Source organism: Mesorhizobium sp. LHD-90 (genome assembly GCF_030929505.1).
Lineage (GTDB): Bacteria > Pseudomonadota > Alphaproteobacteria > Rhizobiales > Rhizobiaceae > Kumtagia.
In genome coordinates this window covers 47,208-71,027 of the sequence record NZ_JAVFVV010000010.1, presented here as the reverse complement: position 1 = coordinate 71,027, position 23,820 = coordinate 47,208, and the positions used below count along the sequence as shown (strand labels likewise).

General features: G+C 64.6%; 22 protein-coding genes. 20 read left to right on the top strand and 2 right to left on the bottom strand.

Features of this window, described 5'->3' with window-relative positions; all coding sequences use genetic code 11:
* Nucleotides 1-28 precede the first annotated feature (28 nt).
* The 12 genes from RB623_RS15580 to RB623_RS15525 all read left to right on the top strand — a co-directional run bounded on the left by RB623_RS15580 (nucleotide 29) and on the right by RB623_RS15525 (nucleotide 12,461).
* The gene (locus RB623_RS15580) at nucleotides 29-835 is read left to right on the top strand and encodes a 5-oxoprolinase subunit PxpA (RefSeq protein ID WP_308057789.1); all 807 of its coding nucleotides are present in this window, start codon (nucleotides 29-31) and stop codon (nucleotides 833-835) included.
* Nucleotides 832-1,074, top strand: coding sequence for an acetyl-CoA carboxylase (locus tag RB623_RS15575; protein ID WP_308057788.1), 243 nt, complete (start codon nucleotides 832-834; stop codon nucleotides 1,072-1,074). Before RB623_RS15580 ends, RB623_RS15575 begins: the two co-directional genes overlap by 4 nt.
* On the top strand, nucleotides 1,071-2,456 hold the full coding sequence (locus RB623_RS15570) for an acetyl-CoA carboxylase biotin carboxylase subunit (RefSeq protein WP_308057787.1): 1,386 nt from the start codon (nucleotides 1,071-1,073) through the stop codon (nucleotides 2,454-2,456). The genes RB623_RS15575 and RB623_RS15570 overlap by 4 nt, the downstream gene beginning before the upstream one ends.
* Entirely contained in the window at nucleotides 2,453-3,328 is an 876-nt protein-coding gene (locus RB623_RS15565) for an allophanate hydrolase subunit 1 (protein ID WP_308057786.1), read from the top strand. Before RB623_RS15570 ends, RB623_RS15565 begins: the two co-directional genes overlap by 4 nt.
* A complete protein-coding gene (locus tag RB623_RS15560) occupies nucleotides 3,318-4,289 on the top strand; it encodes a biotin-dependent carboxyltransferase family protein (protein WP_308057785.1) in 972 nt (323 codons plus the stop codon). The genes RB623_RS15565 and RB623_RS15560 overlap by 11 nt, the downstream gene beginning before the upstream one ends.
* A gap of 56 nt (nucleotides 4,290-4,345) precedes the next feature.
* Nucleotides 4,346-5,416: a TMAO reductase system periplasmic protein TorT gene (torT, locus tag RB623_RS15555; RefSeq protein WP_308057784.1), complete on the top strand. Its 1,071-nt coding sequence runs from the start codon at nucleotides 4,346-4,348 to the stop codon at nucleotides 5,414-5,416.
* Between the two features lie 59 nt (nucleotides 5,417-5,475).
* Nucleotides 5,476-6,987 carry a sugar ABC transporter ATP-binding protein gene (locus tag RB623_RS15550; RefSeq protein WP_308057783.1) on the top strand — a complete coding sequence of 504 codons (1,512 nt, stop codon included), beginning with the start codon at nucleotides 5,476-5,478 and terminating at the stop codon, nucleotides 6,985-6,987.
* 17 nt (nucleotides 6,988-7,004) lie between these two features.
* Nucleotides 7,005-8,024: an ABC transporter permease gene (locus RB623_RS15545; protein ID WP_308057985.1), complete on the top strand. Its 1,020-nt coding sequence runs from the start codon at nucleotides 7,005-7,007 to the stop codon at nucleotides 8,022-8,024.
* Nucleotides 8,025-8,058: 34 nt separating this feature from the next.
* Complete coding sequence (locus RB623_RS15540; RefSeq protein ID WP_308057782.1) at nucleotides 8,059-8,664, top strand: biotin transporter BioY; 606 nt, start codon at nucleotides 8,059-8,061, stop codon at nucleotides 8,662-8,664.
* Nucleotides 8,665-8,778: 114 nt separating this feature from the next.
* Nucleotides 8,779-9,603, top strand: a complete 825-nt coding sequence (locus tag RB623_RS15535; RefSeq protein WP_308057781.1) for an FAD binding domain-containing protein — start codon at nucleotides 8,779-8,781, stop codon at nucleotides 9,601-9,603.
* 29 nt (nucleotides 9,604-9,632) lie between these two features.
* Nucleotides 9,633-10,091, top strand: coding sequence for a 2Fe-2S iron-sulfur cluster-binding protein (locus tag RB623_RS15530; protein ID WP_308057780.1), 459 nt, complete (start codon nucleotides 9,633-9,635; stop codon nucleotides 10,089-10,091).
* Between the two features lie 3 nt (nucleotides 10,092-10,094).
* Nucleotides 10,095-12,461: a xanthine dehydrogenase family protein molybdopterin-binding subunit gene (locus RB623_RS15525; protein WP_308057779.1), complete on the top strand. Its 2,367-nt coding sequence runs from the start codon at nucleotides 10,095-10,097 to the stop codon at nucleotides 12,459-12,461.
* Nucleotides 12,462-12,602: 141 nt separating this feature from the next.
* Here the strand turns inward: RB623_RS15525 and RB623_RS15520 are convergent, their stop codons facing one another.
* Nucleotides 12,603-13,607, bottom strand: coding sequence for an inorganic phosphate transporter (locus RB623_RS15520; protein WP_308057778.1), 1,005 nt, complete (start codon nucleotides 13,605-13,607; stop codon nucleotides 12,603-12,605).
* Nucleotides 13,608-13,609: 2 nt separating this feature from the next.
* Nucleotides 13,610-14,254 carry a DUF47 domain-containing protein gene (locus tag RB623_RS15515; protein ID WP_308057777.1) on the bottom strand — a complete coding sequence of 215 codons (645 nt, stop codon included), beginning with the start codon at nucleotides 14,252-14,254 and terminating at the stop codon, nucleotides 13,610-13,612.
* A 259-nt stretch (nucleotides 14,255-14,513) separates the two neighbouring features.
* Between RB623_RS15515 and RB623_RS15510 the strand changes: the two genes are divergently transcribed.
* From RB623_RS15510 to RB623_RS15475, 8 genes are all read left to right on the top strand, one after another.
* A complete protein-coding gene (locus RB623_RS15510) occupies nucleotides 14,514-15,398 on the top strand; it encodes an ABC transporter permease (RefSeq protein WP_308057776.1) in 885 nt (294 codons plus the stop codon).
* Complete coding sequence (locus RB623_RS15505) at nucleotides 15,395-16,228, top strand: ABC transporter permease (RefSeq protein WP_308057775.1); 834 nt, start codon at nucleotides 15,395-15,397, stop codon at nucleotides 16,226-16,228. The genes RB623_RS15510 and RB623_RS15505 overlap by 4 nt, the downstream gene beginning before the upstream one ends.
* A 1-nt stretch (nucleotide 16,229) precedes the next feature.
* Nucleotides 16,230-17,372 carry an extracellular solute-binding protein gene (locus RB623_RS15500; protein ID WP_308057774.1) on the top strand — a complete coding sequence of 381 codons (1,143 nt, stop codon included), beginning with the start codon at nucleotides 16,230-16,232 and terminating at the stop codon, nucleotides 17,370-17,372.
* A gap of 84 nt (nucleotides 17,373-17,456) precedes the next feature.
* A complete protein-coding gene (locus tag RB623_RS15495) occupies nucleotides 17,457-18,587 on the top strand; it encodes an ABC transporter ATP-binding protein (RefSeq protein ID WP_308057773.1) in 1,131 nt (376 codons plus the stop codon).
* Between the two features lie 8 nt (nucleotides 18,588-18,595).
* Nucleotides 18,596-19,579 (top strand): GlxA family transcriptional regulator, encoded by a 984-nt coding sequence (locus RB623_RS15490; RefSeq protein ID WP_308057984.1) that lies wholly within the window; start codon nucleotides 18,596-18,598, stop codon nucleotides 19,577-19,579.
* A gap of 96 nt (nucleotides 19,580-19,675) precedes the next feature.
* Complete coding sequence (locus RB623_RS15485) at nucleotides 19,676-20,971, top strand: Xaa-Pro peptidase family protein (protein ID WP_308057772.1); 1,296 nt, start codon at nucleotides 19,676-19,678, stop codon at nucleotides 20,969-20,971.
* 1 nt (nucleotide 20,972) lies between these two features.
* Nucleotides 20,973-21,656 carry an isochorismatase family protein gene (locus tag RB623_RS15480; protein WP_308057983.1) on the top strand — a complete coding sequence of 228 codons (684 nt, stop codon included), beginning with the start codon at nucleotides 20,973-20,975 and terminating at the stop codon, nucleotides 21,654-21,656.
* Nucleotides 21,657-21,885: 229 nt separating this feature from the next.
* Nucleotides 21,886-23,529: an ABC transporter substrate-binding protein gene (locus RB623_RS15475; protein WP_308057771.1), complete on the top strand. Its 1,644-nt coding sequence runs from the start codon at nucleotides 21,886-21,888 to the stop codon at nucleotides 23,527-23,529.
* Nucleotides 23,530-23,820: the final 291 nt, after the last annotated feature.

Genomic DNA, 23,820 nt, shown 5'->3' with positions numbered 1-23,820 from the left:
CACGCCGGCAGCATGGAGGACGGCAACTATGCGGCTGTCTGCGGTCGATCTCAATTGCGATATGGGCGAAGGCTTTGGCCGCTGGACGATCGCGGACGCCGACGATGCCCGCATCATGGGGCTGATCAGTTCCGCCAACATCGCGACCGGTTTCCATGCCGGCGATCCCATGCTCATGGACGAAACCGTGAGGCTTGCGGCGCAGCACGGCGTGGGCGTCGGCGCGCATCCCGGCTACCGGGATCTCCAGGGATTCGGCCGCCGGAAAATCGCCGGAAGCAACGAGGAGATCCTCAACGACCTCATCTATCAGGTCGGAGCGCTGCGCGAGTTCGCGCGCCGCCATGGCGTAAACCTCCAGCACGTCAAGCCGCACGGCGCGCTCTACATGGAAATCGCAGCCAGCGAGGAACTGTCGCGGGGCTTCATCGACTTCATGCGCCGTACTGCGCCGGACGCCTATGTTTTCTGCATGGGATCGTCGCTGACCTACCGCATAGCCACGGAGATGGGGCAACCGGTGGTGCGCGAATTCTACGCGGACCGTGACTATGATCGGAGCGGTTCGATCGTGTTTGCCCGGAGGGTCGGTCGCCTCGACCCCCGGGTCGTGGCCGAGAAGGTCGTTCGCGCGTGTCTTGAAGGGCGGGTCCGCACCGTCGACGGCGCGGACATAGACATTCGATTCGAGTCCATCTGCTTCCATTCCGATACACCGGGCTGCGTCGAGATCGCGGGTGCCATCCGCGACGCGCTGCTTGCCAATAGTGTCCGCATCGCTCCGGTTTCGGAGATCGCCACCAGCCCGGACAACACCTCCAGGAGAGCTGTATGAGCAAGCAGGAAACAAGATCGCCGCTGCCTGGGATCTTCTACCGCAAGGCAACGCCCGACAGTCCTCCGTACAAGAATGACGGCGATGCGGTCGCTGCCGGCGACACCATCGGCCTCATCGAAGTCATGAAGTCGTTTCACGAAGTCAAGGCTGAGGTCTCCGGCAGCGCAATTCGCTTTGTCGTGGACAACGAGGACGCGGTCATGGCCGGCGATGTCCTCGCGGAGATCGAAGGATGACCATCCGGTCGGTTCTCGTCGCAAATCGAGGTGAGATCGCCGTGCGCATCATCCGCGCCGCGAAGGCGCTCGGTTTGCGGACGATCCAGGTCTACAGCGCAGCGGACGCCGACTCACTGGCCGTCCGCCTTGCCGACGAGGCCGTGGCGATCGGACCGGCCGCGGCGAAAAAGTCGTATCTCAACATCGAAGCGATCATCGAGGCGGCGCAGAAGACGAAGGCCGAAGCGGTCCATCCCGGCTACGGTTTCCTGGCGGAGAACGCGGATTTTGCTGACGCGGTGGTCGCGGCTGGGTTGCGCTTCGTCGGTCCGTCCGGCGCATCGATACGTCTGCTTGGCGACAAGGTCGCTGCGCGCGAAGCGGCCCGCAAGGCCGGCGTGCCGACCGTGCCGGGCAGCGATGGCCGCGTGGCGGACGCGAATGCCGCGGCTGCCATTGCGCGCGGGATCGGCTTTCCGGTCATGATCAAGGCGGCAGCCGGCGGCGGCGGGCGTGGCATCCGCATCATCCAGGATGCGGCGGAGTTCGAGCGTCAGTTCCCGCAAGCCTCCGCGGAGGCTGCGGCCGCCTTCGGAGACGGCGGCCTCTATGTCGAGAAGGTGATCGCCAAGGCCCGCCATATCGAAGTGCAGATCCTTGGTGACGGCCGCAATTTCGTGCACTGCTTCGAGCGCGAGTGCTCGCTGCAACGCAGGCGCCAGAAAGTCTGGGAAGAAGCCCCGGCATTCCGTCTCCCGCAGGCCATCCGCGAGAAACTGTGCGCCAGCGCCGTCGCTCTGGCGCGTTCGGTCGGCTACGTCGGCGCCGGAACGGTCGAGTATCTGTACGACGAGCAGGCGCAGGATTTCTATTTCATCGAGGTCAATACACGGATCCAGGTCGAACATCCCGTCACGGAAATGATCACTGGAATCGACCTGGTGCAGGAGATGCTGAAGATAGCGGGCGGAGATCCGCTGTCGGTGCGCCAGGAAGACGTTGCGATCGCCGGCCACGCCATCGAGTGCCGCATCAATGCCGAAGATCCGTTCAAGGATTTTCAGCCCTGGCCCGGAACGGTGGAGAGGCTTGTCGTGCCCGATGGCCGGCATGTGCGCTTCGACACCATGCTGTTCGAAGGTTATGCGGTGCCGCCCTTCTACGATTCCCTGCTCGGCAAGCTGGTCGTTCATGGCGACACGCGCGAGCAATGCCTATCGCGCCTGTCCGACGCACTGGCAGGCCTGGAGATCGGGGGCATTCCGACGACCGTGCCGCTGCATCGGGCGCTCGCGGCCGATCCGGACGTCGCGACCGGCAATGTCCACACACGCTTTCTGGAAAAATGGCTTGAGACGGGGCTCGCTGCAACCAGCGGTGAGAAGGAGGTGGCTCTATGAGGAACCGCTACAGCTTCGGGGGAGACGAACACCTTTTCGTCGAGTGCGACGAGAGCATGTCGCTGGAGGCCTTCTTCAAGAGCCTCTCCATGACCAAGGCCGTGAAGGAACGCGGCATCAAGGGCGTGACCGAGATCTGCCCGGCCAACGCATCCTTCCAGATCAAGTTCGACCCCGACATCGTCAAGCCCGACGACATCCTGCGCGAGGTCAAGGCGATCGAGGAACAGGCCGAGAGGTCCGAGCCGGTGATCCGCACGCGCATCATCGAGATCCCGGTCTACTATCAGGATCCCTGGACGCACGAGACGCTGATGCGCTTCCGCGAGCGGCACCAGGACCCGAAGGCGACCGACCTCGAATACGCCGCGCGCATCAACAGCTTCGCCACGGTCGACGAGTTCATCGCGGCACATTCCGGCGCCCCGTGGTTCGTGTCGATGGTCGGCTTCGTCGCCGGCCTGCCCTTCATGTACCAGATGGTCGACCGTCCACGGCAGCTCCAGGTGCCCAAATACCTGCGCCCGCGCACCGACACGCCGAGGCTGACCGTTGGCTATGGCGGCTGCTTCTCCTGCATCTATTCCGTGCGCGGAGCCGGCGGCTACCAGATGTTCGGCATCACGCCGATGCCGATCTACGACCCCGAGCAGAAGGTGAGCTACCTGCGCGACTTCATGGTGCTCTTCCGGCCGGGCGACATCGTCAAGTTCAAATCGATCGGCCGCGAGGAATACGACCAGGCGGTCGCGGATGTGGCGGCGGGCCGCTTTGCGCCCGCCACGAGCGACGTGACCTTCGACCTCACCGAGTTCCAGAAGGACATCGACGGCTACAACGCAAGTCTGGAGGGGCGGATCCATGGCCGTTAAGGTAATCAAGCCGGGTCTCGCGACCTCCGTGCAGGATCTCGGCCGTCCCGGCTATTTCCACCTGGGCATTCCGATCGGCGGGGCGATGGACCGGCTTGCCCTGCGCGCGGCCAACCTGCTCGTCGGAAACGACGAAGGTGCGGCGGCCCTGGAAGCGGTCTTCGTCGGGCCGGAACTGGAATTCACGGCCGACACAGTCATCGCAGTGACGGGCGCCGACATGCCGCTGAAGATCGACGGCGAGGAGCAGCCCGGCTGGACCACGCTTGCCGTGAAAAGGGGGCAGGTCCTGTCCTTCGGTTTCCTCAAGTCGGGCGCACGCATCTACATCGCCTTCGCCGGCGGCGTCGACGTGCCGGTCGCACTCGGCAGCCGCTCGACCTATGTGATCGGTGCGCTGGGCGGGTTCAACGGCCGCCCCCTGGCGGCCGGCGACGAGCTTCCCATCGGCAATGGCGGCCCGGCCCGTGTGGGGCGAAGCGTGCCGCAGGCGCTCAGGCGCACACCCGGCAGGCCTGCGGAATTGCGCGTGTTGCCCGGACTCTACTGGCATCGCATCCGCGAAGAATCGCAGGCCAGCTTCTTCGACGACGGCTGGAAGGTCGCCCCCGAGGCCGACCGGATGGGCTACCGGTTCCGGGGCGGACGTCCGCTCTCCTTCGTGGAGCGCGAGCAACCGTTCGGCGCCGGTTCCGATCCCTCCAACATTGTCGATAGCTGCTATCCGTACGGCTCCATCCAGGTGCCGGGCGGCACCGAGCCGATCATCCTGCACCGCGACGCCGTGTCAGGCGGCGGCTACTTCATGATCGGCACGGTGATCTCCGCGGACATGGACCTGATCGGCCAGATGCAGCCGAACACGCCGACAGGCTTCGTCAAGGTCACCATGGACGAAGCACTGAAGGCCCGCGCCGACCGGGCGAGGCTCCTCGACGACGTACGGAGCGCAGTCGACTGATTTCATGGGCGAATGCCGCCAGTACGCCCGGCGGCGATAAAACAAGGGGAATCGAGATGAGAACACTGTCAGCATTGATGCTTGCCGCCGCCGTTTCCACGGCAGCATTGTCCCAGGCCCTCGCGGCCGACTGGTTTCCTTACGACGCGGCGAAAGTCGAGCCGCCCTTCGCGGCGGACGGCAAGTCGGAAGACGTCTCCTACGTGCCGCTGGAAAAGGCCTCGAAGCCGTGGAATATTTGCGTATCCTTCCCGCACATGAAGGATGCGTACTGGCTCGGCGTCGGCTACGGCGTCGCCGAGGAGGCTGCGCGACTCGGCGTCAAGATGAACCTTGTCGAGGCCGGCGGCTACACCGAACTCAACAAGCAGATCTCACAGATCGAGGACTGTGTCGCCAGCGGCGCCGAGGCGGTGGTGATCGGCGCGATCTCCTATGACGGCCTGAACAACCTCGTCGCCGAGATCCGCAAGAAGAACATCCCGGTCATCGACGTCATCAACGGCATCTCATCGCCGGAAGTGTCGGCGAAGTCGCTGGTGTCCTTCCACACCATGGGCCGTTCGGCCGGTGAATATCTTGCCAAGAAGCATCCGGCAGGAAGCGAGGAGGTCGTGGTCGGCTGGTTCCCGGGCCCGGCCGGCGCCGGCTGGGTGGAAGCCGCCAACACCGGCTTCCTGGAGGCGGTCAAGGGTTCCGCGGTCAAGGTGCTCGAGCCGAAATACGGCGACACCGGCAAGGAGGTGCAACTCAAGCTGGTCGAGGACGAACTGCAGGCCAACCCGAACATCCGCTATGTCGCCGGCACGGCAGTGACCGCCGAAGCCGCCCAGGGCCTCGTCCGCGAGCGCGGCCTGGAAGGCAAGGTCGACCTGCTCGCCTTCTATATGACGCCCGGCGTCTATGAAGGCATCAAGCGCGGCTTCATCCTCGCCGCACCTGCCGACTCCATGGTCATCCAGGGCCGCATCGCCATCGACCAGGCCGTCCGCATCCTGGAGGGCAAAGACTACGTCAAGCATGTCGGCCCGAAGATCTTCGTGGTCGACCCGGACAACGTCAACAACGTGCCGCAGACGAACATCCTGCCGCCCGACGACTACAAGCCGGTCTTCAGTGTAAACTGAGCCGCGAGCCTGGGAGAGACCCCGCCCATGCGGCGGGGCCGACCTGGGGGGAGACAGCGATGAGCGAAGCGCCTCTGGTCGAGATGACGGGGATCACCAAGGAGTTCCCCGGCGTCAAAGCCTTGTCGAATGTCGATTTCCGCCTCGAGCGCGGCGAAGTGCATGTGCTCTTCGGCGAGAATGGCGCGGGCAAGTCGACGCTCATCTCGATCCTCTCCGGCGTCTATCGCCCGACCAGCGGGACAGTGCGGATCGAAGGCAAGGACGTGGAGTTCCGCTCGGTCCAGGAGGCGCGCGACAGCGGCATCGGCACCGTCTTCCAGGAGTTCTCGCTGGTGCCCACCTTGAGCGTCTTCGAGAACGTACATCTCGGCAAGGAGCCTAGACGCGGTTTGCTCGTCGACCGCCGCGCGATGGCGCGCAGCACCGAAACACTCTTTCGGGATCTCGGCTTCGACATCGACATCCGCACGCCCGTCGCGCGCCTCTCTCGCGCGCAGCAACAGATGGTCGAGATCGCCAAGGCGCTACAGGCAAGGGCCCGCGTGCTGATCCTTGACGAGCCGACCGCCTCGCTGACCGAAAAGGAGACGGAGAAACTCTTTTCGTTTATCCGGCATGCACGCGACAGCGGCGTGGGCATCATCTACATCTCGCACCGCATTCAGGAGTTTGCGGAGATTGCGGACCAGATCAGCGTTTTGCGCGATGGCAGGATGATCGGCACAGTCGCGGCGAAAGAGGTCTCCGAAAAAACGCTGGTCGAACTCATGACCGGACGGGCGATCGACAAGGTCTATCCGCAGATTCGCCGGCAGCCCGACGGAGAGACGCTGCTTTCGCTCGAAGGCATCCATGCCGGCGGCGTCAACGGCGTTGACATCGACGTGCGCGCCGGCGAGGTGCTGGGCGTCGCCGGGCTTGTCGGCTCGGGGAAGTCGCGCGTCTGGCGCAGCGTGCTCGGCCTCCAGCCGCTGAAGGCCGGCAGCGTGACCATGCGTGGCCGCGACGTCACCGGCCAGCCGACGCGCCGGCTGCTGAGGTCAGGCATCTTCTACTTGCCGCCCGACCGCAAGTCCGAAGGTCTTCTGCTCGCCGCATCGGCCCGCGACAACATCCGCCTCAGCCTGCTCGAACGCCGCGATCTCGCCGGGCTGCTCGGCATGCCCTCGCCGGCCCGCAGCCGCGCCGAAGCCGATGCCATCGGCGCGCGGGTCGACCTGGCGCCGAGCGCCCTTCCCAGGGCCGTCGCGACGCTGTCGGGCGGCAACCAGCAGAAAGTTCTGTTCGGCAAGGGTTTCGGCGAGGAGCGACTGGTCTACATCTTCGACGAGCCCACGGTCGGCGTCGACATGGGCACCCGCAGCCAACTCTACCTCCTCATCCGCGACCTGGCCGAGGCCGGCAAGGCGGTGGTGGTCATATCGTCCGACCTGCCGGAGGTCATGAATCTCTCCCACCGGCTGCTGGTCTTTTCGGGCGGCCGGATTTCCGCCGAGCTGGCCGGCGCAGACATCTCCGAGGGAACCGTACTGCGCCACTTCTTCAACGAAACAAGGATTCCCGCCTGATGGGCTCGCCCGATGTCATGAACGGGTCAAGCCCGCTTTCGCGCCGCTTCACCGTCACCGAGGCCGCCAGGACGCTGTTCCTCAAAGTCGGGGTGCTGCCGTTCTTTCTGGTCGGGGCGCTGATCATCTTCTCCCTTGTCTCCGGCAACTTCCTGTCGGTGCAGAACCTCACCAACGTCGCGCGCCAGTCGGTCTACCTGATCCTCGTCTCGCTCGGCCAGATGATCGTGCTGATCACCGGCGGGTTCGACCTCGCCGTCGGCACGGCGATCGCGCTGACCTCGGTGGTCAGCGCTCTTGCCATGGTGGCGCTGGCCGCCGCCATGCCGGAATATGTGTGGCTCGCAATCATACTCGGCTGCCTTGCCGGCCTCGGCGCGGCACTGGCGATCGGCTGCCTGAACGGCATTGGCGTCGCCCAGTTCGGCGTCTCCCCCTTCATCATGACGCTGGGCGTGCAGTCCGTCGGCGCGGGCACCGCACTCTTCCTGACCGGGGGCGTGCCGGTCTCGCGCCTTCCGTATGCGTTCGGCAACGTGTTCGGTTTCGGGCGCGTCTTCGGCATGCCTGTGCCGGTCATCATCGCCGTTGTCGCCATCATCGCCATCTGGCTCGTGATGAACCGGACCCGGCTGGGCGCGCATATCTACGCGGTGGGCGGCAACACCAAGGCCGCGCATCTTTCCGGCGTCAACACCAAGCGGGTGCTGTTCCTCGCCTACGTCATATGTGCGCTGCTCGCCTCTCTCGCGGGCCTGCTGCTGACGGCGCGGGTGGAGTCCGGCGAGACCAATCTCGGCGGCTCGGTCGCGCTCGAATCGATCGCAGCCTGCGTGATCGCCGGCGTGTCCCTCAGGGGCGGCATCGGCCGTGTGGAAAGCGTGGTGCTTGGCGCCTTCTTCATCGTGCTCGTCCAGAACGGCATGAACATCGCGCAGATCGGCTCCTACCTGCAGATGGTCCTGCTCGGGAGCCTGCTGATCCTCGCCGTCATCTTCGACCAGTTCCGCTACCGCATGCTGGTGGGCCGGGCCTGACGCAGCCAGACACGAACCGAGAAGGAACTTCGACATGTCGACGATCGCTTTGCATCCCACGCTGGCCAGCAGGCTTTCCGGTGGGACCGCGCCGCTGGCGCGCAACGTGCTGCTCGCGATCGTCGGCTCCCTGGCGCTCTGGGCTTCCGCCAAGATACAGGTGCCGTTCTATCCGGTCCCCATCACCATGCAGACCTTCGTCGTGCTGGCGATGGGCATGGCGTTCGGACGGCGGCTCGCGGCGGCGACCGTGGCGCTCTACCTCGCCCAGGGTGCGATCGGGTTACCGGTGTTCGCGGGAACGCCCGAACGCGGCATCGGTCTTGCCTATATGGCGGGTCCGACCGGCGGGTACCTGCTGGGGTATCTTCCGGCCGCCGCACTGTGCGGCTGGCTCGCCGAGCGCGGCTGGGATCGCCGGATCGCAACAACGGCGGCGGCGATGCTCGCCGGCAACGCCGTCGTCTACGCCTTCGGCCTGCTGTGGCTGGGTTCGGTGATCGGATGGGACAAACCCGTGCTGCAGATTGGTCTCACCCCTTTCATCCCGGGAGATTTCCTCAAGCTGCTCCTGGCTGCGCTCACACTGCCGCTGGCATGGAAACTGCTCGGCCGGTCCGACCCTGCGAGGCAAGGCTGAGGATCGGCTTGCGAGAGCGCCGACGGTAGATGCGCCCAATCTAGCAACCTTCGCCTCCGGCGCCTGTCGCACAAGGAACAAACTTTGCTCGCAACCGGGGATATAGGACTGTTCATGGCCGACAGCGTCGCGGACGCGACGGCCGCGCTTACCGACGATGGATGCGTTCCTCTTGCCGGCGGGACGTGGATCATGCGCGCTTCGATCAGGGGCGAAGCCCAGAGCCGCCGTTATGTCGGAATAGGCCGCATCCCCGAACTCAACACGATCGATGTGAAAGACGGCGAAATCCGCCTCGGCGCCTGTGTCACACACGCGCGGCTGGTGGAATCTTTCGCTGGCTTGGCGCAATGGAATGGGCTGGCGGCTGCCGCCGGCGCCGCCGCGAACCCTGCGGTGCGGGAGATGGCGACCGTTGGCGGCAACTTGTCCACCCAGGATTTTTTCGCCGCGGACTTGCCGCCCGCGCTTCTGAGCCTCGACGCTGCCGTTGAACTTGTCAGGCCGGGCGGGACGGAGCGCCTTTCGGTCGGCCGCTACCTGGATGTTCGCAGGACACTGGAGCCGGGAGCGCTGATGACCAGCATCGTGCTTCCGCGCAGGCCGATGCGGACCGGCCACGCTCGGTTGCCGCTGCGCAAGGCGGGCGACTATCCGGTCGCGATCGTCAGCATGGCGGCGGTGCTTTCGTCGGATGGCCGCGTCGACGTGATCAGGATCGCAGTGGGATCAGTCGAGCCTGCTGCGGGACGCTGGACCGAGCTCGAGGAAAAGCTTCTGGGACGTCCGCTCGACCCGGACACAGCACACGAGATGGCCGAGGCCACGGCTGATACCTTCACCGGGCGCGACAGCGTCGAAGCCCCTGGCTGGTATCGCGTGAAAGTGCTGCCGGCCCTGGTCAGGCGAGCGACACAGGCCGTTCTCTCTTCGCGATAGATTCGATGGACAGTTGGGAGAGAGGTCCCGTGCCGACCAGTTTGATGATAAATGGCGAGCGTCGTACCTCGAACCGCGATCCGATGACGCCGCTCATCGACGTCCTTCGCGACGAATTCCTCCTCACCGGAGCGAAGTCGGTTTGCCGGGAAGGTGTCTGCGGCGCGTGCACGGTTCATCTGGATGGACGGCTGGCCGTGTCCTGTCTCGTCCCGATCGGCACGGTCGAAGGCAAGGACGTGCGGACGGTCGAATCCCTCGCAATGGCGGGTGAACTCTCACCTCTGCAACAGGTCATGGAGCAGCATGATGTCGTCCAGTGCGGCATGTGCTTTCCGGGGATTCTGATGACCCTGACCAGCTTCTTTCAGGCCCAGCCGAATGCCGGCAGGGATGAAATCAAGGCGGCGCTGGTCGGCAATATCTGCCGGTGTACCGGTTATGAACGCCTTGTCGATGCAGCCGTCACGCTAACGAAGCGGAGTTGAAGCATGGCCATTGCCGACCCAGCGGCCGTCACGATGAATCTGCCGCGGCGCGACGCTCGCGACAAGCTGCTCGGCCGCACGCGCTTTACGGTCGATCGCAAATTGCCGCGCATGCTTCACGCCGCGATCCTGAGATCGGAGGCTGCGTCGGCGCGTATCGTAAAGATCGACGTCACGCGTGCAAAGCAGATGCCCGGCGTGCGCGCCATCGCCCTCGCCGAAGATGCGCCGGGAATGCACGGCATCGGCATCGCCGATCACCCGCTTTTCGCATCTGACGTGATCCGCTTCTACGGGGAACAGATCGCCGCCGTCGCTGCGGATACCTACGAGCAGGCACAAGCCGCCCTACGGGCGATAGAAGTCGAACTCGAGCCTCTCCCAGCCGTGCTGACGATGGCAGAGGCGCTGGCTCCCGGCGCGCGGCTCATCCATCCCGGCTGGAAAAACTACGAGGTCTTGTTCGAGGGCGGTGCGCGCGGCGGCAACGTCGCTTGGGAAGCGACGGTGATCCGAGGCGATATCGACGCCGCATTTGCACGCGACGATGTCGTCGTCGTCGAAAGCTGCTTTCGAGTCGGCCGGCAAAACCATGTATCGCTTGAGCCACGGGCCGTCATCGCAACTTACGAAGATGGCCGCTATCATATCGAGACGTCGACCCAGGTTCCCTGGACGGTGCGCAACCAGACCGCAAAGCTTTTGGGGGTCCCGGCATCCCAGGTGCATGTGACGGTGCCGCCGGTTGGCGGCGCATTCGGCCAGAAATTCGACTGTACGCTTGAGCCCTATGCCGCGATCCTGGCGCGCAAGGCAGGCCTGCCGGTCCGTCTCGTCTATTCGCGGCAAGAAGAGATGCTGACCTGCCTTTGCCGCGAGAACGCCGAGATCAAGATGCGCTCCGCGGTGACGCGCGAGGGCGACATCGTCGGCCGCGAAGCCGTCGTCCTGATGGACTGCGGCGCTTATGGCGGCGAGCAGATTTTCCTGACGACGATGACGGCACACACGTTGATGGGCAACTACAAGCTTGGTTCGGTCAAGGCAGCGACCCGTGCCGTCTACACCAACACTGCGCCCAACGGCGCCTTCCGCGCCTGCAACGGCGTATACAACACGTTCGCCCTGGAGCGGCATACCGACGAGATCTGCGAAGCCATCGGCATGGACCCGCTTGAATTCAGGCGACGCAACGTGCTGGGTGATGGCGACCTCGGCGCCACCGGCCAGGTCTTCGAGGGTGATGTGCTGGGACCGATGCTCGACCGCATGGCCGCGATGCGGGAGAAGTCACCTCCGAAGAAAGATCTGGCGGACGACAGGCTCTATGGCCGCGCGACGGTCGTCGGCACCTGGTTCGTGTTTGTGGGTCCGTCCGCGGCCACCATCAACCTCAATGCAGATGGCAGCGCCACGTTGATCACCGCAGGTGTCGAGATCGGCCAAGGCACCATGGTCCAGGCGCTGCCGCAGATCGTGGCGCACGAACTCGGCATCCACCCCGACGACGTCATCGTCCGCAACGCCGACACGGATGCCGCGGGCTTTGATCTCGGCGTCGGCGGTGGGCGCACAACCGTATCGGTTGGCGCGGCGAGCAAGGCCGCCGCCGCGGTGGTGCGGCAGAAGATCCTAGAGACTGCAAGCGAGCTTCTTCAAACCAGGCCCGAGGGCCTGGTCCTTCGAAACGGCCGCGTCGAGCTGGCAGGTGTCGAAGGCTCTGGCATGACGATAGCCAAAGTCGTCCAGCGCGCGCACCAGGTGACCGGACCTGTGGTCGGCAGCGGCTCGTTCACAAATCCCGGCGTCGCTGCCATGCCCGGCTGCGCCGCGGGCCATTTCATCGACGCCATCGACATCCCTGTCTTCAATGTTCACGATTGCGAGGTTGCCGTCGATCCCGAAACCGGCCACGTGGAGATCTTGAGCTACAAGGTGGTGCAGGATGTTGGCCGGGCACTAAACCCGCGCGCCATCCATGGACAGATCCAAGGGGGAGTCACCCAGGGGATCGGCTATGCGCTGCATGAAGAACATACGATCGGGGAGGACGGCTGCATTCGGCAAAACAGCCTCGAGACCTATCGTGTGCCCCTCGCGCTCGACACGCTGGCGATCGAGATCGACCTCTATGAGGGGGCCCCATCCATCGGGCCGCTGGGCGTGAAGGGCGCTGGCGAGGTTCCTGTCATGAACCCACCCGCGGCCATTGCCTGTGCCGTCGCCAATGCAACTGCGTGCCGGATCCAGCAGACACCGCTTACGCCGCCCCGCGTGTTGGGCTATCTGCTCGGCAGAGAACCTGCCGTCGAGTTGCCCCATATCGCCGACAACTGGTGGGACAACGTGCTGATGAAGCGGCCGTCGTGAATGCCTGACCGCCTGCAATCGGATTTTTGGCGCGGCGGGACCAGCTCCGTCGCGCGATGCAAGAGCCGGTCGGAGCATTCGGTCTGTCTCGGAGTTACCCCTTGCACCTGGGCGGCGGCCCCGTGCGGTGACGGCCGCGTCTCAGGCGAATACGCCAACGGCGGCGTAGCAAATCGCGGCGATCACACCCGATATCGGCAGCGTGATGATCCACGCCCAGACGATGTTGCTCGCCACGCCCCAGCGTACAGCCGAGACGCGGCGCGCGGCGCCCACGCCGATGATCGAGCCGGTGATCGTATGGGTGGTTGATACCGGGATCCCGAGCCATGTGGCGCCGAACAGGGTGAGGGCCCCACCCGTTTCGGCGCAAAATCCCTGCATCGGGTTAAGCCGCGTGATCCTCGATCCCATCGTGTGCACGATGCGCCATCCGCCCAGCAGCGTGCCAAGCGCAAGGACGAACTGGCAGGAGAGCACGACCCAGAGCGGCACATAGAACTCGCTGCCCAGCATTCCCTGGGAATAGAGCAGCACCGCGATGATGCCCATCGTCTTTTGAGCATCGTTGCCGCCATGGCCCAGCGAGTAGAGCGAGGCGGAGATGAACTGCATCACCCTGAACACTCGATCGACCGCGAACGGTGTCTGACGTATGAACAGCCACGACACGAGCAACACCAGCAGCAGAGCCAGGACAAAGCCTGTCAGCGGCGACAGCACGATCGCCGCCGAGGTCTTGAGCACCCCCGTCCACACGACGGCATCAAAGCCTGCCTTGGCGAGACCCGCCCCGATCATCCCTCCGATCAACGCGTGGGAACTGCTGGACGGGATTCCGTACATCCAGGTCACCACGTTCCAGATGATGGCTCCTATGAGCGCGGCGAAGATCACTCTCGGGTCGACGATATCGGCGCTGATGATCCCCGTGCCAAGCGTCTCGGCGACATGCAGGCCGAAGAACAGGAACGCGATGAAATTGAAGAACGCCGCCCAGGCGACCGCGTAATGCGGTCTCAGCACTCTCGTCGACACGATCGTGGCGATCGAGTTTGCCGCATCGTGGAGGCCGTTCAGAAGATCGAACAGCAACGCCACGCCGATCAGCCCGACCAGCAGGGGAAAAGCCAGAGCAGCTTCCATGCTCAGACGTTCTCTATCATGATGCCGCTGATCTCGTTCGCGACATCCTCGAAACGGTCGACGACCCGCTCAAGCTCGGAATAGATCTCGCTGCCGATGATGTAGGCCATCGGGTTCGAGGTCCCGTGCGCCTTGAACAACGCTTTCAGCCCCCTGTCGTGGAGGTCGTCGGCGCGCCCCTCCACCCTCATGACTTCTTCCGCGAGGGTGCTCAGCCGCGCGGCGTTGACGCCGACATTCTGCAAGAGCGGAATGGCTTGCGACGTCAGCTTCGCTGCCTCGACGACGAGGGCGCCCATCTCCTGCATCTCGGGCTCGAAGTGGCGCTGCTCGAACAGGGTCACGGTTTTCACCGTTTTCTGCATCATGTCGATCGCGTCATCCATCGATTGGATGAGATCCTTGATGTCGCCGCGGTCAAAGGGCGTGATGAAGCTGCGGCGGACCGAAAGAAGCACCGTTTGCGTGATCTCGTCCGCCTTGTTTTCGAGATCGATGATCTCGCTGCAATACCGCTCGATGCCCTCGCCTCCCTGGAGAAGCCGCTGAAGCGCCTCCGCGCCCTTGACGAGGATCGCCGAGTGCTCGTTGAAGAGGTCGAAAAACTTGTCCTCACGCGGCAGCAGGTAGCGGAACCAATTCATCATCCGGGGCCTCGATGGCTGTCACATAAACGTCATAAAACTGTCATGACCGCCCTGACGTCATAAGCTTTGGGGCGGGAAAAGATACCCCTGTCGATTTCGAACGGGCCGTCCCCCGGCCCGTCGATCGGGCAAGCCCGGGCCGCCGGCGGCGGCCAACGAACTCCGGTTCATGCGGAAACTGGCACAATCGCGATCGCCACGCCCCACATTGCGCGACGCCACCGCATGCACCAAGATGGCAACCTGACGGGGAGATTGCATGACGGCAGCAACAGGCTGGAGCATCAACGACCGCCGGCTGGCGTGGGCGCTTGCCGCTCCGACCGTCATCCTGATCATCCTTCTGATGATCGTCCCGATCGTCGTGATGGCGGCCTACACGTTTTTCACCTTCGTCACGGCCGGCGTGGAAGAAGCGACCTTTACGCTGGCGAACTGGCAGGAGTTCCTGGCCGACAGCTACTACCATGGGTTTCTGTTCAAGACCGTGCGTGTCGGCCTGGTAACCGCCATCATTTGCGCGCTCGTAGGCTATTTCCCGGCGTACTACATCTGGGCAACCGATTTCCGTCACAAGTGGCTGCTGCTGCTCCTGCTGATCGTGCCGTTCTGGATCAGCTTCACCATCCGCACCTTTTCGTGGATCCATATCCTTGGCGAACAGGGGCTGATCAACGCGACCCTGCTGCAACTCGGGCTGATCACCGAGCCTCTCCGCCTGCTCTACACCGAGGCCGCAGTCATCATGGGGCTGGTCCACTTCCTGCTGCCCTACATGATCCTCAACGTCTATGTTAGCCTGGAGGGCATCGACCGCAGCCTCATCCTGGCGGCGCGGTCGATGGGCTGCACCAGCGCGCAAGCGTTTCGCGAGGTTACGCTGCCGCTGTCGCTGCCGGGGCTCGCGGCCGGGCTGCTGCTCTGCTTCGTGCTTGCGGCGGGCAGCTATGTGACACCGCAACTGCTCGGTGGGCCGCGCGACGCGCTGTTCGGCAACCTGATCTACGACACCATCATGGGGCAGTTGAACTGGCCGCTCGGCGCGACGCTCTCCATCGTGCTCTTTCTGCTGCTCGGCTTCGTGGCGGTAGCCTACAGCCGCTACATGGGCCTCTCGCAGATCATGAAGGGGATGGGTGCATGAACGCGCCGACCGATGGTTCCGGCCGCTGGGGCTGGCGGTTCACCTGCGTCATGACGCTGCTCGTCTACGTCTTCATGTTCGCACCGATCGCCGCGACGGTGGTGCTTTCCTTCAACGCCTCGATGTTCGGCGGCTTTCCGATCACCGGGTTCAGCCTGCATTGGTACGAGGTGCTGATGCAGAACGAGAACGTGCTGGCGGCCTTCCGCACCTCGCTATGGATCGCCTTGCTGACCGCCGCGCTGACGACGGCGGTCGGCATCGGCGCGGCGCTCGCGCTGGTGCGCTTCGACTTTCCCGGCAAGTCGTCGGTGAACACGCTGGCCATCCTGCCCGCCCTGGTGCCGGAGACGATCCTGGGCGTCGGACTGCTGGTGATGATCAAGGCGATCGACCAGCCGCGGAGCTATTTCATCCTGCTGCTCGGCCACATCCTGCTGGCGCTGCCCTTCGTGGTTCTGGTCATCCAGGCACGGCTGATCGGCATCCGCCGCGTCTACGAGGACGCCGCGCTTTCTCTCGGGGCGACGCGCGGCTCGACCTTCCGCGAAATCACGCTGCCGCTGCTGATGCCGGCGGTGTTCGCCAGCGTGCTGCTCGCTTTCACGATTTCCTTCGACAACACCACGGCCAGCCTGTTCTGGCGGCCGGCGGGCGTCGAGACCATGCCGACGCAAATCCTTGCGATGCTGAAGGTTTCGATCAGCCCGGAGGTCAATGCACTCGGCACGCTGATGATCGCGATCACGATCGGTGTGCCTCTTATCGGGGGAATCGCTGCCGGAGCGCTGTCCGGACTGAAAACACGAAGATCAAAAATGGGAGACTGACATGAAGCTTACACAGACCAAGAGACTGGAAAACCTGACGGAACGCTACGGCAACGGCGACCTGTCGCGCCGTCATTTCCTCGGCCTGACGGCCGCTGCAGCGGCCGCAGCAGGCGTCCAGATGCCCTGGATCAGGCGCGCCGTCGCCGCCGCGACCGAGGTACGTTTCGACGGATGGGGCGGGGTCGTCCAGGAGGCGATCGACAAGCTGGCGTTCCAGCCCTACACGGCCAAATCAGGCATCAAGGTGGTGCAGGGCACCTTCGGCGACGAGAACGAGATCATCACCAAGATGAAGACCTCGAAGGAGGGTGACTACCAAATCATCCACTCGTCGGGCGTCAACTACTACATCAAATACGTCCAGGCCGGTTGGAACTCGGAGATCAACGAGGCCAACATCCCCAACATGGCCAACGTGTTGACGGCGATGATCGAACCCTTCCGCAAGATCACGCCGAAGCTTTCCGCCGTTCCCTACGACTACGGCACGACGGGTATCGCCTACAACACAACTGTCATCTCGCCGGAGGAGGCCAAGGAGAAGGGCGCCAACCTGCTCAGCGACCCGAAATATTCCGGCAAGGTCGGCGGTTATGCCGACATGACGACCCGCGTCTGGTACGCGGCACTGGCGACCGGCCAGGACCCCAACAAGATCACCGACATGGATGCGGTCTGGGCGAAGGTCCGCGAGACCCGTGATCTCGCCAAGAAGTTCTGGAGTTCCGGCGCGGAGTTGATGGACCTTCTCACCAAGGGAGAGATCGTGGTGACCGACGCCTGGTCGGGCCGCGTCGCGGCGCTGCAGCAGCAGGGCCAACCGATCGGATACCTCGACCCCGACGGCTCCTATGCCTGGATGGAGGACATGCTGGTGCTGAAGGGTTCGCCCATGGCCGAATGCGAGGAACTCATCAACTTCATGCTTGATCCGGCTACGTCGATCGCGGTGGCCGAGGGTCAGAACTATCCTCCGTCGCTCGACCCGACCAAGGTGAAGCTGACCGACAAGATCGCGGCGCTTCCCGCCTTCGACCCGACGGGGCAGATGAAGGCGCTGACCTTCGCGGATCCTGTCTACTGGGCCGAGAACGAGGATGCCTGGACCAAGCAGTGGGACAGGATCTCCAAGGGCGCCTGACACCGCCCAGGGTTCGATATTGCAGGAGGTCCGGGCCTTGCGACCCGGGCCTCGTGGTGTGTTCTCGATCTTCAGAGGCAATGGATGGATAGTCCTGCAGTCGAATTCCAGGACGTCGATGTCGATTACGGCACATTCAGCGCGGTGAAGGCGTTTTCGCTGTCTATCGGCAAAGGGCGCTTCGTGACGCTGCTCGGCCCGTCGGGATGCGGCAAGACCACCGTGTTGCGGGCCATCGCCGGCCTGGTGACCATATCGGCCGGCAGCATCACCATCGGCGGCAAACGCGTCGACCAGGTGCCTATCTACAAGCGCAACATCGGTCTGGTCTTCCAGAACTATGCGCTGTTTCCGCACAAGTCGGTCTTCGACAACGTCGCTTTCGGGCTGAAATATCGGAACGTCCCGAAACCCGAGATCGCCCGGCGTGTGGGGCGTGCGCTGGAGATGGTGCGCCTGCCCGGCAGCCAGAAGAAGCTTCCGCACCAGCTTTCGGGAGGCCAGCAGCAGCGCATCGCGCTGGCGCGGGCCATCGTGTTCGAACCCGAGGTGCTTTTGATGGACGAGCCGCTGTCGGCGCTCGACGCCAACATGCGCGAGGAGATGCGCGGCGAGATCAAGAAGATCCAGAAGGAGACCGGGATCACGGCCATCTTCGTCACGCACGACCAGGAAGAGGCCCTGGCCATGTCGGACCAGATCGTCGTGATGAACGCCGGACGGATCGAACAGATCGGGACGCCGAGCCAGGTCTACGAGCAGCCCGACACGAGTTTTGTGGCGAACTTCATCGGCAAGGCCAACATCGTCGCCGGCACCGTCGCGTCCATCGCGCAAGACATGGCCGCGATCTCCATTGCCGGCGATCGAACGGTCGGTGTCGCGGCACCCGACGGTCTCAAGCCGGGCGACGCCGTCAAGCTCGTCATGCGGCCGCAACGCTTGAGGATTACCGCCGAGACTGACGCCGGCGCGCCCAACTCGTTTCCGGGACGCGTGGTCTCGGCCGCCTATCTCGGCGGCAACGCTGCCTACGAGATCGACGTGGGAGGACCGTCTGTCCTTCGCGCGGTCAACCCGATTGCCGGGCGGCTTTGGCCGGAAGGCGCCGACATTTCAGTCGTCTTCGACCCACAAGGCTGCGTGCTGCTCGATCCCGTCAGCGGCAGGAAATTGTCACAGGGGGCGGCGGCCGGAACCGTTCCGTCGCCGTGAACGACCGGATTGCGGCGGGTGGAGCAGATGCGGCCCGCCCGGCCAAGGAAAACGCGGCGCACAGCGTCGCCGTGCTGGTCTTTCCCGGCTTTCCGATGATGGCGTTCAGCTCGGTGATCGAGCCGATGCGCGCCGCCAACATCCTTTCCGGCAAGCCCTTCTATTCCTGGATCATTGTCGCACCCGAAGCGACGACGGTGGCGGCATCCAACGGCGTCGTCATCGCGCCCGACTTCGCGGCGGCCGCCGCGCCGCCCGTCGACCGTATCGTCGTCTGCTCCGGCGGCGACGCGGACCATGTCGTGGCCGCCGGCGCGGTCAAATGGATCCGCCGCAACCTGCGAAGGGGCGCGCATCTCGGCGCGGTCGCCGACGCCGCATTCTTCCTTGCCCGCGCAGGACTTCTCGACGGCTACGCCTGCACCCTCCACTGGACGAGCCAGGCGGCCTTCACCGAGGCTTTCCCCGACATCGCGCTGCGCCGCGACCTCTACGTCATCGACCGCAAGCGCTTCACCTCCGCGGGCGGCATCGGCAGCCTCGACATGATGCTGGAGATCATCGGCAAGGATCTCGGCGCCGAAATTGCCGCCGGTGTCGCGGAATGGTTCGTCCACAGCCCGCTGCGCTCCAGCGTCGACCGCAAGATGATGCCGCTCAGGCTACGGACCGGCGTGCGGAACGAACTGGTCCTGTCCGCCATCGCCATCATGGAGGACGCGGTGGAGGAACGCCTCGCCATGGCCGATCTAGCGGCCCGCCTCAACGTTTCGCCCGACAGGCTGGAACGCACTTTTCGCGCGGAACTCAGGACCTCGCCCAGCGACTATTATCGGCGGCTTCGCCTGCGCCGGGCGGTCGACCTCCTGACCCATTCGACGCTCGCCGTGCGCGATGTGGCGATCGCCTGCGGCTTCGCCAGCATGTCCAGCTTCGCGCGGGCCTTCCGCGAGGAGCACGGCAGGTCGCCGAGCAGTATGCGCCGGCACTGATGCAAGAGACGGCCTGCGGATTCCGGCGCGACCTATGCGGTATCACGCACAATCGTACCGGCCGAGTTGGGTCATAGCTGGCCGCAGGAGGCCGTCATGAGCATTGTCGTATTCGATCCCGACAGCACCGGGGATGTCGATTTCAAGGACAGGATGCGCCATCCGGCCGCCGCGGACCCGGCCGGCGGCATGTGGCTGTCCGACACCGAGCCCTCCTTCATCGACGCCGACGCGCTGCGCAAAGGGCGCCTCGCAAAGCTGCGGTCGTGGATGAAAGAGGCCGGCTACGGCGGGATCGTGCTGTTCGATCCCTACAACCAGCGTTACGCCACCGGCTCGCGCAACATGTTCGGCTATTTCCTGCGCAACTCGACGCGCTATTTCTTCGTGCCGACCGAGGGGCCGATCGTGCTGTTCGAGTACCCGCAGAGCTACCATGTCTCGATGGTGCTGGACACGATCGACGAGGCGAGGCCGTCAAAACTGGTGTGGTCGTCGGTCTCTGGCCGCGACGACGAGACGGCCGGACCTTTCGCCGATGAGATCATCGACCTTCTGAAGACGCATGGCGGCGGCTCCATGAAGCTCGGCATGGACCGGTGCAGCCATCTGCAGGCGCTGGCGCTGGAGCGGCGCGGCGCCAAGGTGAGGGACTGCCAGGGCGAGATCCTCGCGGTGCGCGCCATCAAGACGCCGGAGGAAGTCAAATGCCTGCTCGCCTCCATGGCCGGCGCCGAGGCCGCCGTCGCCGCGGTGCGTGAGGCGATCAAGCCCGGCGTGTCGGAGAACGAACTCTTCGCCATCATGTATCACGAGGTGATCCGGCAGGGCGGCGAGTTCATCGAGACGCGGCTGCTGACCTCGGGCCAGCGCACCAACCCGTGGTTCAACGAGGCAAGCGGGCGCAAGATACGGCCTGGCGAACTTGTGGCGCTGGATACCGACACGATCGGCTGCTACGGCTACTACTCGGACTTCTCCCGCACCTTCCGCTGCGGCCCGGGCAAGCCGACCGACTACCAGAAGATGCTCTACCGCATGGCCCACGACCAGGTTCAGCACAACATCTCCATCGTCAAGCCGGGCATGGCCTTCCGGGAGATCGCGGAAAACGCCTGGAAGATTCCGGAACGGTTCGTCGACCAGCGCTACACCTCGGTGATGCACGGGGTCGGCATGCATGGCGAGACGCCGTTCATTGCGCACGCGATGGACTACGGAACCTACGGCCGCGACGGCACGATCGTGCCGGGCATGGTGGTTTCCGTGGAAAGCTACATCGGCGAGAAAGGCGGCCGCGAGGGCGTCAAGCTCGAGGACGAGATCCTGATCACCGAAACCGGGACCGAACTGTTGTCGCGCTTCCCCTACGAGGACGAGTTCCTTGCCTGACATGCACAAGCCGCTGGCGCTCGACCTGTCGCGGACCGCGCTGCTCTGCATCGACCTGCAGGAGGAGCATCGCCGCGACAGCCGCTATCTGGTCGAGGGGTTCGGGCAGGTGCTCGCCAATGTCGCGCGGCTGCAGCAGGCCGCGCGGGACGCCGGCGTCCCGGTGCTCCATTCGGCCTATATCGTGGATTCGGCCGGCGATGCGATGCGGCCGCTGCACCCGGTCATGGCCGACGGCCGCTCGGCCTTCAGCAATGCCGGCGATCCGTGGACGGCGCTCTGCTCGGAGGTGGCGCCGCTCGACGGCGAGGATCTTCGCATCAAGGCCAATGCCAGCACATTTTCGCGGACCGATTTCGCACCGTTCCTGCGCGAGCGCGGCATCGAGTGGCTGATCGTCGTGGGTGTGTGGACGGAGGCCTGCGTCGCCGCATCGGTGAAGGACGCGGTCGACCTGGGACTCCGCGTCGCATTGGTCAAGGACGCCTGCGGCAGCGGCAGCGCGGCCATTCACGAAACCGCGATCCTCAACCTTGCCAATCGTCTCTACGGCGGCGCTGTGATCGACACCCGGCAGGCGCTCAATTTGCTCGCCGGTGGGGAGGTCGCGGCCTGGCAGATCGAAGGCTCGGTGCCTTTGCGCTACACGTTCGAAAACGCCTCGCAGACCTACAACAGCCTCTGAGGCGGGCATGGCTGCCTAACCGGGCGGCCATGCGGACCGTCTCGATCCCCGCCGGTCCGGATCATATCGGCCTGGCGACGCTGACCGTGCGAAGCCTCCGATAGCCGCCGAGCCGCGATCCTGCGGCATCGCGCACAATCCTTGCGGGATTCGAACCATCGCTCGCCGACGTCTCGCCATAGCCTAGCAAGCACGACAAGGCGACGGCGAGCGCACAGGAGAGGGGTCGATGTTCAAATTCATGCTGACCGACAGGTCGCTTCACCCGAAGGCGGAGCCGGTCGCGGCCGACTACCGCAAGGGTTCGATGAACCGGCGGGAATATCTGGCGACCATGGCGGCGCTCGGCGTCGGCGCGGCCGGCGCGTTCGCGCTCGGCGGCATCGTGCCGACGCCCGCCCGCGCCCAGGCCGCGACGAAGGGCGGCGTGCTGCGCGTCGCCATGAACGTCAAGGGCTGGCGCGACCCACGGACCTTCGACGGCGTCGAAATGTCGAACGTCGCCCGCCAGTGCAACGAATATCTGGTTCGATGGAACACCGATTTCACCTTCGAGCCCTGGCTGCTCGAAGGATGGGAGGCCAGCGACGACGCGAAAACCCTGACGTTGAAGGTCCGGCAAGGCGTTTCCTGGTCGAACGGCGACGCCTTCAGCGCGGACGACGTCATCCACAATCTGACACGCTGGTGCGACGCGACGGCGGACGGCAACTCCGTCGCCGGGCGCATGGGCGCCCTTGTCGATGCCGGCACCAAGAAGGCCGTCGACGGCGCGATCGAGAAGGTAGACGACCATACGGTCCGGTTGAACCTGCCCAAGCCGGACATCTCGCTGATCGCCGGCATGGCCGACTATCCGGCGCTGATCATGCACCGTTCCTATGACGGCGAGACGGACGCCATGAAGGCGCTGGCGATCACCACCGGGCCCTGCGAACTGGTCCGCTGGGATGTAGAGACGGCCGCAGAGGTGCGCCGCAAGCAGGCCCCGTGGTGGAGAGGCGAGTTCAATCTCGACGGTATCCTGTGGACCGACTACGGCTCCGATCCGAACGCCATGTATTCCGCCTTCGAGGCCGCCGAGATCGACACCAACCACGAAACCTCGGCCGACGCCCTGTCGCAGATCGAGGCGATCGGGCTGAAGAGCGCGGAAATCGCGACGGCCTCGACGATCGTCGCCCGCTTCAGCGCCGTCGCAAAACCTTATGACGACCCGAAGGTGCGGCGCGCCGCGCAATTGGCCGTCGACAATTCTGCGATCCTCAAGCTGGCGTTGAACGACAAGGGCACGGTCGGCGAAAACCACCATGTCAGCCGGATCCACGAGGACTATGCCGATATCGGTCCGCATCAGCGAAATGTCGAAGAGGCGAAAAAACTGCTGGGGGAAGCCGGCCAGAGCGGTCACGAATTCGACCTGATCTCTGTCGACGTCGACTGGCAGAAGGCAACCGGCGACGCCATCGCCGCGCAGATGCGCGACGCCGGTCTCAAGGTCAAGCGCACCGTGCTTCCGGCCGCGACCTTCTGGAACGACTGGACGAAATATCCCTTCTCCTGCACCGAGTGGCTGGGCCGCCCGCTGGGCGTGCAGGTGCTGGCGCTGGCCTACAAGTCCGGCGCCGCCTGGAACGAGAGCAGCTTTTCGGATGCGGAGTTCGACGCCCTGCTCGACCAGGCACTGGCGACGCCCGACGCCGGCAAGCGGCGCGAGCTGATGGCCAAGATCGAGCAGAACCTGCGGGATTCCGGCATCATCATCCAACCCTACTGGCGCTCGGTCTACCGCAGCCACCGGGAGGGCGTGATGGGCGTCGAGCAGCATCAGGCGCTCGAGCAGCATTTCGACAAGGCGTGGATCGAGGCATAGTCAACGGCCCTGACCCGCTGCCGCTTGCCCATCCGGACAGGCGTTCGAGCCCCGGCCGGCGCGCCATTCCCAGACATGGGCCTTCGATGCTGCCGCCGGCGTCGATGGGGGCCTGATGCCGGTTCCCGACCAATCCGGAGGTCGGCCGACGCCGTTTGAGCGCCGGGCTAGAATCCGATTGCCACGGGCCATGAAGTGTGGCTTTGTTGGTGGGAAAAGCTTTTCCTAAACTGCTGGAGGTCTGGAGAGCCGACGCGGAGGAACCGGAAGGAAAAGCTTTTCCCAAGTGGA